The 13839-nt window shown below is 69.4% G+C and carries 14 protein-coding genes; 1 reads left to right on the top strand and 13 read right to left on the bottom strand.

Annotated features, from left to right (window positions below; translation table 11 throughout):
• Positions 1 to 67: 67 nt before the first annotated feature.
• Complete coding sequence (locus tag L0P92_RS21590; protein ID WP_234764452.1) at positions 68 to 1507, bottom strand: hypothetical protein; 1440 nt, start codon at positions 1505 to 1507, stop codon at positions 68 to 70.
• 84 nt (positions 1508 to 1591) lie between these two features.
• Complete coding sequence (locus L0P92_RS21585; RefSeq protein ID WP_234764451.1) at positions 1592 to 1903, bottom strand: hypothetical protein; 312 nt, start codon at positions 1901 to 1903, stop codon at positions 1592 to 1594.
• Positions 1904 to 2113: 210 nt separating this feature from the next.
• On the opposite strand from L0P92_RS21585, the gene L0P92_RS21580 reads away from it, so the two are divergent.
• On the top strand, positions 2114 to 2821 hold the full coding sequence (locus tag L0P92_RS21580) for a DUF429 domain-containing protein (RefSeq protein WP_234764450.1): 708 nt from the start codon (positions 2114 to 2116) through the stop codon (positions 2819 to 2821).
• Between the two features lie 61 nt (positions 2822 to 2882).
• Here the strand turns inward: L0P92_RS21580 and L0P92_RS21575 are convergent, their stop codons facing one another.
• The 11 genes from L0P92_RS21575 to L0P92_RS21525 are packed head-to-tail and all read right to left on the bottom strand — an operon-like array spanning position 2883 to position 13790.
• Positions 2883 to 3665, bottom strand: a complete 783-nt coding sequence (locus L0P92_RS21575; protein ID WP_234764449.1) for an Rv1363c family protein — start codon at positions 3663 to 3665, stop codon at positions 2883 to 2885.
• Positions 3666 to 3697: 32 nt separating this feature from the next.
• Entirely contained in the window at positions 3698 to 4180 is a 483-nt protein-coding gene (locus L0P92_RS21570) for an Rv1363c family protein (RefSeq protein WP_234764448.1), read from the bottom strand.
• Complete coding sequence (locus L0P92_RS21565) at positions 4177 to 5460, bottom strand: MCE family protein (protein ID WP_234764447.1); 1284 nt, start codon at positions 5458 to 5460, stop codon at positions 4177 to 4179. Before L0P92_RS21565 ends, L0P92_RS21570 begins: the two co-directional genes overlap by 4 nt.
• Entirely contained in the window at positions 5457 to 6746 is a 1290-nt protein-coding gene (locus tag L0P92_RS21560) for an MCE family protein (protein ID WP_234764446.1), read from the bottom strand. Before L0P92_RS21560 ends, L0P92_RS21565 begins: the two co-directional genes overlap by 4 nt.
• Complete coding sequence (locus L0P92_RS21555; protein WP_234764445.1) at positions 6743 to 7864, bottom strand: MCE family protein; 1122 nt, start codon at positions 7862 to 7864, stop codon at positions 6743 to 6745. Before L0P92_RS21555 ends, L0P92_RS21560 begins: the two co-directional genes overlap by 4 nt.
• Entirely contained in the window at positions 7861 to 8964 is a 1104-nt protein-coding gene (locus tag L0P92_RS21550; protein WP_234764444.1) for an MCE family protein, read from the bottom strand. Before L0P92_RS21550 ends, L0P92_RS21555 begins: the two co-directional genes overlap by 4 nt.
• Positions 8961 to 10022, bottom strand: coding sequence for an MCE family protein (locus L0P92_RS21545; RefSeq protein WP_234764443.1), 1062 nt, complete (start codon positions 10020 to 10022; stop codon positions 8961 to 8963). Before L0P92_RS21545 ends, L0P92_RS21550 begins: the two co-directional genes overlap by 4 nt.
• Positions 10019 to 11257: an MCE family protein gene (locus L0P92_RS21540; protein WP_234764442.1), complete on the bottom strand. Its 1239-nt coding sequence runs from the start codon at positions 11255 to 11257 to the stop codon at positions 10019 to 10021. The genes L0P92_RS21545 and L0P92_RS21540 overlap by 4 nt, the downstream gene beginning before the upstream one ends.
• An 8-nt stretch (positions 11258 to 11265) precedes the next feature.
• Positions 11266 to 12069, bottom strand: coding sequence for an MlaE family ABC transporter permease (locus L0P92_RS21535; RefSeq protein WP_234764441.1), 804 nt, complete (start codon positions 12067 to 12069; stop codon positions 11266 to 11268).
• A gap of 3 nt (positions 12070 to 12072) precedes the next feature.
• Complete coding sequence (locus L0P92_RS21530; RefSeq protein WP_234764440.1) at positions 12073 to 12843, bottom strand: MlaE family ABC transporter permease; 771 nt, start codon at positions 12841 to 12843, stop codon at positions 12073 to 12075.
• On the bottom strand, positions 12840 to 13790 hold the full coding sequence (locus L0P92_RS21525) for an ABC transporter ATP-binding protein (protein WP_234764439.1): 951 nt from the start codon (positions 13788 to 13790) through the stop codon (positions 12840 to 12842). The genes L0P92_RS21530 and L0P92_RS21525 overlap by 4 nt, the downstream gene beginning before the upstream one ends.
• Between the last annotated feature and the right edge of the window lie 49 nt (positions 13791 to 13839).

Genomic DNA, 13839 nt, shown 5'->3' with positions numbered 1-13839 from the left:
TTTTTAAAAAGGGTTTGGGGGGTTTGGTTTTGGGGGGGGGGGGTTCCGGGGTGGGGGGGTGGTTTTTTTAAAACTGGGTGGTGCTTGGTGGGGGGGGGGGGGGGGGGGGGGGGGGGCGGATACGCAGGCCGGTTCCGGCCAGGAGCAGCAGCGCTGCGAGTACGGAGACGACGCAGGCGGCCCCGAACACGTCGGACTTCTCGTCCGCGAACATGCCCGCTGCGGCCAGGGCGAGGAACATCCCGGTGGCTTGCCAGCCGGTTCCGGAGGGCATGGAGTCTTGCGTCTGCCGGCGCCTGCGGGGGATCCAGAGGCGGAGCAGCTCCGCGGTGGTCGCGAGGGCGAAGAGCCGGGACGTGATCACAAGTCCGAGGGGAGCGGTGTTCCCTGCCAATTCGCCCACGCCTACGACTGTGGTGAAGCCGAAGTAGAGGATCGGCAGCAGCCAGGCGAGGCTTGCGCGGGCGGTGGCCGCAGGGGCAGGGGCAGGGGAGGGAGCGGGAGTCGAGTCCGACTTCCTCGTGAGGTCGGCCTGCGCGCGGGGAGTAGGAATCGCGGGGAGGGCGGAGACCGGTCGGAGCGCGCGGCGCTGGGCGCGGCGGATACTGCGGCCCACGTCGCCGTGCCGGTCCATGTGGGCGGAGAGTTCCGACTGAAGGGCTAGGAGTTGCTCAGCCATCGCGTCGAACTCGGCTCTGCGTTCTGCGGCGAGGCGGGCGGCTTCCTGCTCGGAGGCGGCGAGGAGTTCGAGGGCCTCGGTGTGGCGTCGGGTTGCCTGGATGTGGGCGTTCTCCGCGGTGAGGGAGGCCTTGGACAACTCCTTGCGTAGGCGGGTGCGTTCGGCCTTGATGATCTCCGAGATACGGTGACGCTCGTCCGGGGGAAGCGTGCGTGGGGCACGGGCTTCGGCGCGGGCGAGGGCGGCTTGGCGCCACTCCATGAGCGGGCCGCTCCGGTGCTGGCCGATGCCGTTGACGTGAATCCGGTGGCCGTCCGCGCGGTGGATGTAGAGGACGTTGCCGCCCTTGCCGTTCGGTGCCCTGCCCCAGGTCACTCCCGTGAAGTCGGCTGCCGTGCTGATGCCTTGGGCGGCGAGGTCGCGGATCAGTCCGGTGCCGAAGCCGTTCAGCTCGCTCACGGTGAGAGGCGTGTTCCTGAGCCGCCGCTCGACGAACTCACGGCGTAGCACGGCAAGGGCTTGTGTCTCCTGCTGCTCCCGCCTGCCGTCCAGACTGTCCAAGCCCTGGGTGAGAGAGCGCTCTTGCCGGGCCTGCTTCTCCTCGATGCGGCGCACTTCCTCCGCGTGGGCGGCTTCCGCGCGACCGCGGTCACCTGCCTCGCGGTTCAGGCGGCGGCGGTCGGCCACCTCGAAGGTGCGGCGCTTGTCGAGGAGGCGGCGGAGGGCGCGGATGGACTCGATGATGCGGCGGCGTTCGGCGCGTATCTCTGCGGGCGACCGTGGGGCGAGGGTGATGCCGTCCCGCAGTCGGGTTGTGGGGTCGGTCAATTGGGGCTCGCTCAGGGGATGGGGCGTCTGGGATTCTGGTGAAGAATCAACGTCAGGCTTCCAGGGAATCATCGGGGACTGTCTTCAGCCATGATCCTGCCGCCGACGAAAGCCACACCCAAGGCGACTGCGGCGGTACCGAGTACCACCTTCACGATGATTTTCCATCGTTGTTCCCAGGTCAGGTCGCCCTTGTCGAGTTCGTTCTTGAGGGTGTCCCTGAAATCCTGAAAAGCCCGATGGACGTGTTCCTGACGGTTCGACGATTTTCAGGGCCATCTCGGTGCCCATGTCGGGCATCATGGCCGCGAACCTCATCATCTTGTCTTTGGAGAGGTTTCTCCCGGAGTCGATTCCGAGTGCGTGCTTGATCTCGCCTTCGTCCTTGTGTCTCATGCCGAGGTTCCGTCCGACGTCTTTGCCGGGTGGCGCGGGCCGTGGTCCGAGGGCGGGGTGGGTTGACCTGGTTGGGCCTGCGCGTCCAAGGCGTGCGTGTGCATGTAGACGCGGACTCTCCAGATGTGGAAAGGGTTGCGCGAACTGGTGGAGAAAATGTGTTCCGTACGATGAGCCTCCGCACCGATCCTGCGCGAGAGACGAGGCGGCATGGATGTCCTGGGGATCGACGCCTGTGGCAAGCAGGGATGGGTTGGGGTCGGGCTCACGGACGGCGCGTATGTGGGCGGTCTGGTGGATGCCCGGCTCGATGCGCTGATCGAGCGTGCCGCCGGGGTGGGGACGATCGCCGTGGACATGCCGCTCGGGCTCGTCGAGAAGGGATGGCGGGCCGCGGATCTTGGAGCGAGGGCGCTGCTACACGTGCGGCGCAGCAGTGTCTTCCTCGTGGCGCCGCGGGCGGCCTGGCAGGAGCCGGACTATGTGGCGGCCGGCGATCGATGTCATGAGCTCACCGGTCAGCGGCTGAGCAAGCAGGCGTGGGCGCTGGCTCCGAAGCTGCTTGAGGCACGGGCGTGCTGGCTCGCCGATGAGCGGATCCATGAGGTGCACCCGGAGGTGTCCTTCTGCGCGCTGGCCGGTGGCGTGCCGTTGGCCTACGCCAAGAAGACCTGGCGCGGCCAGAACGAGCGTCGCCGCCTGCTGGACGCGGCCGGGATCACGCTGCCGGACGAACTCGGCGAGGCGGATCGGGTTCCCGCCGATGATGTTCTGGACGCCGCCGCGGCGGCCTGGTCGGCACACCGGATCGCGCTGGGCGTCGCGGCCCGGATTCCCGAGACATCTGACTTGTCCGAGATCTCCGAGATGTTCGAGGTTGACGCGGAGGGCGGACGCGCGATCGAGATCCGGTACTGACCGTCCGGCATATCCGGCGCATCCGGCGCATCCGGTACGTCCGGCACATACAGAGCGTGCCTCAGAGCGCGTCCACCGCGCTCACCTTCCAGCCGTCGTCCGTGTCCTCCATCGTCACCCGCACCCGGTTCAGGTCCACCCTGGACCCCGAAACCTGCGTGCTCTGCGTGACCTGGTTGACGAACAGCAGGACCACGACCTTGTCCGGGGACGCCGAGACGACCGACGCCGCCGGGGAGCCGCCGGAGGCCGGGGCGGCGACAGTCGCCTTCACCACGCCGTGGTACTTCTTCGCCGTCGGCGCCACCACCGTCTTCGTGGTCTTGCCGTACTCGTCGCGGAAGTCGCCCGTCAGATGGGCCCGGGCGCGGGTGAAGTCCCGGTCCAGGTGGCGGTAGTCGTAGGACAGGACGACGGGAGTCGCCTTCCGCGCCGCCGCCACCGCCTCGTTGCGAGCCGTCTCCGTTCGTCGCGCCTCCCAGTACTGCCACCCCAGTACGGCCACCGCGACCAGGCCCGCCACCAGCAGGACGCCGAGCAGGGCCGTGAGCAGCCTTCGGTGGCCGGGAGTGCCCCGCTCCTCCGCCGCGTCGTCCTCCTCGAAGGCCTCCGGCGACGGCTCCGGTGGGTCCTGCCAGCCGTTCTTCGGGGCCTCGATGAGAACGGTGCGGCCCGCGACGGTCGCCACCGGGTCCGGGTCGACCCGGAGGCCGCCGTCGACAGCGGCATGGCCGCCGTCGAGCGGGCCGGGCGGATCGACTTCGCGGTGGCTGCGTTCCGCTCGCTTGGCCGCCGCGCGGGCCGCCGCCGTCATCGTGCGCCGGGCAGTCGTCGTCTTCGCCATCAGTCGTACTCCTCAGTGGTGGTGCGTGCCGGTCAGCCGACGAACTCGACGTCCGATGTCAGCCAGCGGCCGTCCCGGTACAGCAGGTCCAGCTGGAGGCGGTACGTGCGCGCCTCTCCCCGAGGCACCGCCGTGTTCGTCACCTTGCTGTCGGCCACCACCAGCACGCGGGCCGAGTTCTCGTCGGAGCGGACGATGCCTGCCTCCAGGACCTGGCCCTCGGATACGGACTTGTTCGCCGCCACCAGTTCCGTCAGTTGCCTTGTCTGCGCCGTGAACTGCTTCTTGAAGTCGCCGGTCGCGCTCGACAGGACGTTCGCGCTGTCGCGGTCGTAGTGGCGGTAGTCGAGCGAGGTGAAGTTCAGTGCTGACTGGCGGGCCGCGGCCAGGATGTCCTGGCGGCGGTGGTCCGCCTCGCGCTGGTCCATGACGCCGAGAGTCAGCCAGATCGTCAGCGCGGTGGTGACGACGGTCGCCGTCGCCAGCCCCACCGACAGGGCCGTCCTTCTGCTCATGCCATCGGTCCAACCAGTAGCCATTGCCACGACTCCTTTCCGAATACCGTCCGTTGGCCGCCCGTCGAGCCGATCTGGACGGACGTTCCGTCCGGGCCGGTGGTGGTGCCGGTCTCCGGGTCGTACGGGGTGACGTAGGTCGCCCGGTTCGAGCCACCGGAGGTGGCGGAAGCGCCTGGGGCGTTCTGGGCGCCCCTCACCGACGACTCACTGCCGCGCGGGAGTGTGCAACGAGCCCCCGTGTTCGCCTCGCGCGTGCTCGTGTCCGCCGGGTCGCGGCGGGGTGTGCCGTAGCCCTGGGTGCAGGCCGGCGGGTCGTCGGCGTTCACCACCAGGCCGAAGTGGGTCGTGCCGTCGCCGGGGATGACCGTGTAGCTGCCCGCCACCATCACCGGGAAGGTGACCAGGGCCTGTTCCACGCCGGGCAGGCGGGCCAGGGTCACCTGGCCGCCGCTGATCAGGTTCGCGAGCAGGACCGACAGCTCGGGGCCCACAGACTTCAGCAGCGAGTTCACCTCCTGCGCCGCCGGACGGGCATTGCCGATCAGCTTGCGCAGGTCGCCGTCGCTCTTCTTCAGCTGGGCGGAGAGCAAGGCCAGGTCACGTGCGAACGATTTGATCGATGAGCCCTGGTCCGCTTGCGTCTTCAGGACCGTCCGCGAGTCCTCGATCAGGTCGATCGTCTCCGGCAGTGCCTCCGACGCCGACTCGATCAGCTCGTTCCCCGAGTCCACCAGGCGGCTCAGGTTCGGGCCCGTTCCCGCGAACGCCTTCTCCAGCTCGTCCACGGTGATCCGCAGGTCCTTCTTGCCGACCGAGTTGACCAGGCGGTCCAGGCTGAGGACCAGGTCCGTCGTCGGGAGCGGCACGCGGGTGTTCCGGCGCTCGATGCTGCTGCCGTCCAGCAGGTACGGGCCGTGGGAGGTGCGCGGCTGCAGGTCCACGTACTGTTCGCCCACCGCCGAGCGGTTCGCCACCACCGCCAGCGTGTCCGCCGGGATGCGTGGTGCGCCGTCCTCGATCTCCAGGGCGACCGAGACACCGTCGGAGCCGGCCCCCGTCAGGTGCAGCGCTCCGACCCTGCCCACCGGCACACCGCGATACGTCACCTCCGCGCCGGGGAAGACGCCGCCGGAGTCGGGGAAGTCCGCGCGGACCGTGTAGCCGCGGTCCAGGACGTCGTCCACCAGCCCCGTGTACTCGGCGCCCACGTAGGCCACCCCGACCGCGGTGATCGTGACGAAGGCCAGCAGTTGGACCTTGACCGTACGGGTGATCACGGCTGGACCCCCTTCAGCATCAGCTCGGCGAGTGCGAGGTCGATCCCCTCGGGCCAGTCGCCCCCGGTGGCGTAGCCGGCCGTGCACACCGGTGGGCACAGCGGGTCGTCGCCGACGGACGGGGAGGAGGGCGACGACGGCGTGCTCGGCAGCGTCGTGGGCGTCGGTAGGCCCGGCACCTGCGGGAGATCCGGTACGTCCGGGAGGTCGGGGGTCCCGGGAAGCTCCGGCCCCTCGTCCTCCCCCTCCCCCTTCCCGTCTCCGTCGCCGTCGCCCGGCTTCTTCGTCAAGTTGCCGTAGATCCCAGCCAGATCCAGGTCCGCGGTGATGTGGAGGTTCACGTAGTCGCCCTTGATCGCGTCCACCGCGTTGCGCGGGAAGGGGTAAGTCGTCAGCAGTTCAAGGGAGTTGGGGAGATCGTCGCCCGCTTTGTTGAGCTGTCGCAGGATCGGGCGGAGCTGCTTGAGGTTGGCGACCGTGTCGTCGTGCGAGGCGTTGACCACCTTGGAGCCCGTCCTGCCGAGCTTCGACAGCTCGGTGAGCATGCGCGTCAGGTCGCGCCGCTGGTCGGCCAGGACCTTGAGGGCCGGTGGCATGTCCTCCACCGCCTCGGCGATGGTCGTCTTCTCCTTGCCGAGGCGCCCGGCGAGCCGGTCCACCGCCTTCAGGGCCCGGACGATGTCCTTCTTCTGCTTGTCCAGGCCGCCCAGGAACACGTTCAGCTCCTTCAGCAGGGACTTCACCCGGTTCTCGCGGCCCTCCAACGCCTTGTTCAGCTCGACGGTGATCGTCTTCAGCTGGGCCACTCCGCCGCCGTTGAGCAGGGCCGACAGTGCGGACAGCACCTCCTCGATCTCCGGGTTGCGGCCGCTGCGGGAGAGGGGGATCACGTCGCCGTCGGTGAGGCGGCCGACCGGTGCCGTGCCCGCCGGCCTCGACAGCGCGACGTACTTCTCGCCGAGCATGCTGGTCTGGTGAAGTTCCGCCGTCGCGTTGGCCGGCAGCTTCACCGAGTCCGCGACCCGGAGACGTACGCGCGCGTGCCAGCCGGCCAGCTCCACCTTCTCGACCGCGCCGACCGTCACGTTGTTGACCTTCACCGCCGACTGCGGCACCAGGTCCAGTACGTCACGGAACTCGACGGTGACGTGGTACGCGTTGCCGTCCGAGGCGGCCCCGCCGGGGAGCCGGACGTCGTACCAGCCGTTGAACTCGCAGCCGGAGAGCAACAGAGAACCGACCGCCGCCCAGGCGAGCGCCCCGCCCTTGCGCGGTATCCCCCTCATGCCCTCGCCCCCAGAATGCCGCCCAGCGTGCGGTCGACCGTGCCCGTGACCGCCGGGCCGCCCTGCGGCACCTCGGGCAGGGAGTCGAAGAGCTCCTTCAGGTCCCGGCAGTCGGTCTTCTCGCCCGTCGTCCGCAGGATCGAGCAGAGCAGCGACGCCGGGTCCTGCGCCTGGTCGGCGTTGTTGCGGGTGTCGAGGGTGCCGGCCGACGGGTTGTAGGCGTTGTTCAGGTTCGACATGCCGGTCGGGGCCACCTCCAACAGCTCCTCCAGCGCCGCCCGTTGGGTGACGAGCACCTTGGTCACCTTGCTCAGGCCCTCCACGTTCGAGGTGAGTGACTTCTTGTTCCGCTGAACAAAGGCCGACACGTCGCCGAGCGCCGTCCCCAGGTTCTTCAGCGCCGCCGCCAAGTCCTTGCGCTCGGCAGCCAGTTGACCGGCGACCTTCGCCAGGCTGCTGTTGAACGACCGCACGCTCTTGTCGTCGGCCGCCAGCGCCGCCGTGAAGACCTGAAGGTTGCGGACCGTGCCGAACAGGTCCGTGCGGCCGTCGGAGAGGGTGGTGACCGCCGCCGACAGGTCCTCCACCGTCTGGTGCAGGTTCTCGCCCTGACCGTCGAGGTTGTCCGCGCTCACCCCGAGCAGCCGGGACAGGGATCCGTCCTTGTTGGCGCCGTCCGGGCCGAGCGCCTCGGCCGTGGTGTGGAGGCTGTCGAAGACACGGTCCAGTTCGACGGGTACGGCCGTGCGCGACTCGGGGATCTCGTCACCGTCCCGCAGCAGCGGACCGCTGCCCCGGTACACCGGCAGCAACTGGACGTAACGGTCGCTGACCACCGAGGAGTTGATGATGGCCGCCTGCGCGTCCGCCGGGACCTTGCGGCCGGCGTCGTACTCCAGCTCCACCCGCACCCGGCCGCCCTCCGGCGTGATCTCCTTGACCTCGCCGATCCGGACGCCGAGGACGCGGACGTCCGAGCCGGGGTAGATGCCGACCGTGCGCGGGAAGTACGCCGTGACACGGACCGGCTCCGGGCGCGGCCACAGGACGTAGCTGAGCGCGGCGACCAGGACCAGGGCGGTCAGCAGAGCCGCGCGCTTCCTCCAACGGTTGCTCACCGCGAACCTCCCGTCCGCGTCCGCGGCACCACCGGAGCGGCGACCAGGTTCTGGACGTAGGAGTCGAACCAGCGGCCGTTGCCGAGAGTGTTGGTGAAGAGCCGCACATAGGGCGCGAGGAGCTTGATGCTCCGGTCCAGGCTTGATTGGTTGCGTTCGAGCATCTCCACCACGCGGTTCAGGCCCTTGAGCGCCGGCCCGATCTCCTTGTCGTTGTCCTGGACCAGGCCGGAGAGCTGGATGCCGAGGGCGGCGGAGCTCTTCAGCAGGGTGTGGATCGCCTCGCGCCGCCTGCTGATCTCCTTGAACAGCTTGTCGCCGTCCCTGACCAGGGTCGTGAAGTCCGACGACCGGTCGGCGAGGACGCCCGTGACGCCGTTCGCGTGGTCGAGCAGCTCGCGCAGTGCCTTGTCGCGGGAGGCCACCGTCCGGGAGATCTGCGACAGGCCCTTGATGGATGCCCGTACCTCCGCGGGGGAGTCCTCGAAGGTGGCCGAGATCGTGTCCAGGGCCTTCGCCACGCGGTCAGTGTCGACCTTCTCCGTCGTGGTCGTGAGGTCGCTGAAGGCCTGTACGACGTCGTACGCGGGGACCGTGCGCCGCAGCGGGATCTCGCTGCCCGGCTCCAACTGGCCCTTCCCCTTCGGGTGCAGGGCCAGGTACTTCGCGCCCAGGATCGTCTTGACCCTGATCGACGCGCCGGTCTCCGTCCCGAACCCCGGCTCGCCCTTGATCTTGAAGGTGACCTTGACGTGGTCGCCGTCCAGGTCGACCTCCTGGACCTTGCCGACCTTGACCCCGGCGATCCGCACCTCGTCACCCGGCTTGAGCCCGCCCGCCTCCGCGAACGCCGCGCTGTACGTGTCGCCGTCGCCGATGACCGGGAGGCGGTCGGCGTTGAAGGCGGCCGCCGTCAGCAGGGCGAGGACGGTGAGGCCGACCGCGCCGATGACGACGGCGTTGCGCTCGCGGAAGGGGCCGAGGTGGGGGCGGCGGATGCGGGGGAGCGGGATGCGCGGCGGCTCGACGCGCACCTTGAACAGCGGCTCGGGGCGACGCTTCTTACGGCTCATGCGGCTCATGCGGCTCATGCGGCTCATGCCCCGCACCTCGCCCTCGCCACATGCAGGTCGGGCGTGAGCACCTGCTGTGACGTCGACTCCGTCTTCGGGAGGACGATCCGGCCGTCGAAGTCACACAGATAGAAGTTGAACCACGAGCCGTAGGACGCCGTCCCCGTCAGCTCGTTCAGCTTGTTCGGCAGCCGCTTCAGCACGCCCTCCACGGTCTCCTCGTTGTCGTTCAGCGTTCCGGTGAGCTCGGTCAGCTCGGCGATGTCGTCCTTGAGAGGTGGGCGTGCGTCCTTCAGCAGGCCCGAGGTCGCCTTCGTCAGGTCGCCGATGCTCACCAGGGACTCCCCGATGGGCTTGCGGTCGGCGGACAGCCCGGAGATCACCCGGCGCAGCTGCTTCAGCAGCCCGGAGAAGCGGGCGCCCCGCTTGTCCAGCGTCGCCAGCACGGTGTTGAGGTTGTCGATCACCGAGCCGATCAGCTTGTCGCGGCCGGCCAGCGTCGAGGTGAGGGACGCCGTGTGCACGAGGAGGCTGTTCACCGTGCCGCCCTCGCCCTGGAGGGTCTTGATGATCTCGGTGGCGAGCTGGTTGACGTCCTTCGGACTGAGCGCGGCGAACAGCGGCTTGAAGCCGTTCAGCAGGGCGTTGAGGTCCAACGCCGGTTGCGTGCGCGCCAACGGGATCGTCGCGCCCGGCCGCAGCAGCCGGGTGCCGTCTCCCGTGCCCTCCGTCAGCGCGACGTACCGCTGTCCGACCAGGTTGCGGTACCGGATGACCGCGCCCGTGCCGGTGAGCAGCGGCCGGTCCTCACTGACCGTGAAGGTGACCTCGGCCAGCGTCCGGTCCTTGATCCGGATGCCCTCGACCTCGCCGACCCGCACCCCGGCCACCCGGATGTCGTCGCCCTCCTCCAGGCCGGTGACGTCGCTGAACACCGCGCGGTACTCGTGCTCCGGGGTGAAGGAGATGTTCACGATGGTGGCCGCGAGCAGGGCCGTCGCCAGCACCGTAACCAGCGCGAAGAGGCTGAACTTGATCAGCGGGGCGGTGGTCTGCCGGGCGCCCATGGCTCTCGTACGACTCATGCCACACTCACCGCCGTCCCGCGCGCCAACGGCCCGAACAGCAGGGTCGCGACCGGCGGCACTTCGTCGGAGGGCACGCCGAGCACCGGCGCCACGAGCGAACCGACCGCCCGCTGCTCGGCCCGGGTTGCGGACACCCCGCCCGGAACCGAGGCAGAGCTCGCCGCCTTCGAACCGTCGTCGAGGTGCGCCCCGGGCGCCGGCACCGGCGGATGCGGCAGGTCACGGCAGTCGGGCCCCGACCGCGCGCCGTAACGCGGCTCCTCACCCGGCTCGTACGCCCCCTGCGGCCGTACGACCTCCAGCGTGATGTGCATCTTCCCGCCCCGGAACGCCTCCTCCGAGGCCTTCTCCTGCCGGACCAACCCGGCCAGCAGACAGGGGTACTCGGGGGAGTAGCGGGCGAACAGCTCCAGCGTCGGGCGGGAGACCCGGCCGAGGGTGATCAGCCGGCCGCCGTTCGCGTCGAGGAAGTCCTCCGCGGTGCCCGCTACGGTCGCCGTGGTCTTCAGCGCCGCCGCCAGCCGGTCCTTCTGCTCGACGATCGTGCGGCTGGTGGTGACGGTGTTACGCAGGATCGCCATCAGGTCGGGCGCCGCGTCGCCGTATGTCTCGGCGACCTCGGCGAAGCGGGCGATGTCCTCGGTGAGGGCGGGCAGATGGGGGTTGAGGCGGCTCAGGTAGGCCTCCAGGCGTGTGAGGTTGTCGCCGACGCGGTCGCCGCGGCCTTCGAGGGCGGTGGCGAACGCGGAGAGGGTGGCGTTGAGCTTGCCGGGCTGGACCGTACGGAGCAGGGGCAGCAGGTCGTTCAGCAGCTGCTGCACCTCGATGCCGACGCGGGTGCGGTCCTGGGTGATGACGTCGCCGGCGCGGATCGGACGGGCGGAGGAACCGGAAGGCGGCACCAGGTCGACGTACTTCTCGCCGAACAGCGTCTTGGGCAGCAGCCGGGCGTGCACGTCCGACGGGATGTACCGGACGTGCTCCGGCTTGAGCGCGATGTCGAGCCGCGCCTTCGTCCCGTCGGCGTGCACCTCGCGCACCTCGCCGACCAGCAGGCCGCGCAGCTTGACGTCGGCGCGCGGGTCGAGCTGGTTGCCGAGGCTGTCGGCCTCCAGCGTGATCCGGACGACCGGCGTGAACGCCTGCTGGTAGACGGCCACGGACAGGGACAGCAGCAGGGCGAGTACGGCGATGAAGACCACGCCGTACAACCGCAGTCGAAGTGTTCTCATCCGGCCGCTCACCCCGCTATCCGTACGGTCGTGCTGGCGCCCCAGATCGCCAGCGACAGGAAGAAGTCCAGGACGTTGATCGCCACGATCGAGGTCCGCACCGCACGGCCCACGGCCACGCCGACGCCCGCCGGGCCGCCGCTCGCGTAGTAGCCGTAGAAGCAGTGCACCAGGATGATCAGGACGGCGAAGACGAGCACCTTGCCGAAGGACCACAGCACGTCCACCGGGGGCAGGTACTGCTGGAAGTAGTGGTCGTAGGTGCCGGCCGACTGGCCGTAGTAGCCGGTGGTGATCGTGCGGGCGGCGAGGTACGACGACAGCAGGCCGACCACGTACAGCGGGATCACCGCCACGAACCCGGCGATCATCCGTGTCGTCACCAGGAACGGCAGCGAGGGCACGCCCATGACCTCCAGCGCGTCGGTCTCCTCGCTGATCCGCATCGCGCCGAGCTGGGCCGTGAAGCCCGCGCCGACGGTCGCGGACAGGGCGAGTCCGGCCACCAGCGGGGCGATCTCGCGGGTGTTGAAGTACGCCGAGAGGAACGCCACGAAGTTGGACGTGCCGAGCTGGTTGAGGGCGGCGTAGCCCTGGAGGCCGACCTCGGTGCCGGTGAAGAAGGACAGGAAGGCGATCACGCCGACCGTGCCGCCCACCACCGCCAGCGCCCCGCGCCCGAAGCTCACCTCGGCGAGCAGCCGCAGGATCTCCTTCTTGTAGCGGCGCAGCGTGCGGCCGGTCCACGCCAACGAGCGGCCGTAGAAGGAGAGTTGGCGGCCCAGCTCCTCCAGGCTTCGCAACAGAGCCATGCCTCAACCCCTCTGCGGGACGACCTGGAAGTACACCGCGGTCATCACGAAGTTCGTCACGAACAGCAACATGAAGGTGATCACCACCGACTGGTTCACCGCGTCGCCCACACCCTTCGGGCCGCCCTTCGCGGTCAGTCCCTTGTACGAGGCGACGATCGCCGCGATGGCGCCGAAGACGAGTGCCTTGATCTCGGCCGCCCACAGGTCGGACAGCTGGGCCAGGGTGGTAAAGGAGGCGAGGTAGGCGCCCGGAGTGCCGTTCTGCAGGACGACGTTGAAGAAGTAGCCGCCCGCCACCCCGACCACCGACACCAGGCCGTTGAGCAGCACCGCCACCAGCATCGACGCCAGCACGCGCGGGACGACGAGGCGGTGGATGGGGTCGATGCCCAGCACCTGCATCGCGTCGATCTCGTCGCGGATCTTCCGGGCCCCGAGGTCGGCGCAGATCGCCGTGCCGCCGGCGCCCGCGATGAGCAGCGCGGTCACGATGGGCGAGGCCTCACGGAGCACGGCCAGCACCGAGGCGGCACCGGAGAAGGACTGGGCGCCGAGCTGGCGGGTCAGGCTGCCGATCTGCAGCGCGATGACCGCTCCGAAGGGGATGGAGACGAGGGCGGTGGGCAGGATGGTGACGCTCGCGATGAACCAGGCCTGCTGGATGAACTCCCGTACCTGGAACGGCCGCCGGGGGATCGTCCGGAAGACGTCCAGCGCCATCGCGAACAGGCTTCCCGAGTGCCGCAGCGCTCCGACCGGTGACAGGCTCATGCGTCGACCACCGTCTCCTGGTGCAGCGCGGCCTCGCGCCGGGCGATGGCCTCCCAGCGCGGTGGCCGGTGGATGCCGGGGCCCGGCAGCAGGCGGGGAGTCAGGGTCTGACTGCCGGGAGACCGTGTGCCCTTGCCGCCGCCGTCGCCGAGAGCGGCCAGCTCCTGCTCGACCTGGGCGGCGTCCTTCTCCTCCGCCATGCCGATCGGGCCCTGCATCCGGCCGTTCAGGAACTGCCGTACGACCGGCTCTTCGCTGGTCAGCAGCTCCTCGCGCGGCCCGAACATCACCAGCTCGCGGCGGAACAGCAGCCCGATGTTGTCCGGCACCTGGCGGGCGGAGGCGATGTCGTGCGTGACGATCAGGAAGGTCGCGTCGATCTGGGCGTTGAGGTCGACGATGAGTTGATTGAGGTAGGCGACGCGGACCGGGTCGAGGCCGGAGTCGGGCTCGTCGAAGAGGATGATCTCGGGATCGAGGACGAGCGCCCGCGCCAGCCCCGCCCGCTTCCGCATGCCGCCGGAGATCTCGCCGGGCAGCTTCTCCTCCGCCCCGATCAGCCCGACCATGTCCATCTTCTCCAGCACGATGCGCCGGATCTCGCTCTCGGACTTACGGGTGTGCTCGCGCAGCGGGAAGGCGATGTTGTCGTACAGGTTCATCGAACCGAACAGCGCGCCGTCCTGGAACAGCACGCCGAACAGCTTCCGCACCTCGTGCAGGTCGTGCTCACGGAGCCTGGTGATGTCCCGGCCGGCGATCTTCACGGACCCGCGCTCCGGCTTCAGCAGTCCGACGAGCGTCTTGAGGAACACCGACTTGCCCGTGCCCGAGGGGCCGAGCATGACCGAGACCTCCCCGGCGGGCAGCGTCAGCGAGACGTCCTGCCAGATGACCTGGTGACCGAAGGACTTGGTCAGCCCTTCCACACAGATCTCGACACCCATCCGGTCCCACCCTTCGGCCCGTGCCCGTGGAGCAGCTCTGACATCTGCT

The sequence above is a fragment of the Streptomyces muensis genome (assembly GCF_021474425.1).
Classification (GTDB): Bacteria; Actinomycetota; Actinomycetes; order Streptomycetales; family Streptomycetaceae; genus Streptomyces; species Streptomyces muensis.
Note: the sequence above shows the minus strand (reverse complement) of the source record. Positions and strands in the feature narration are given on the sequence as shown.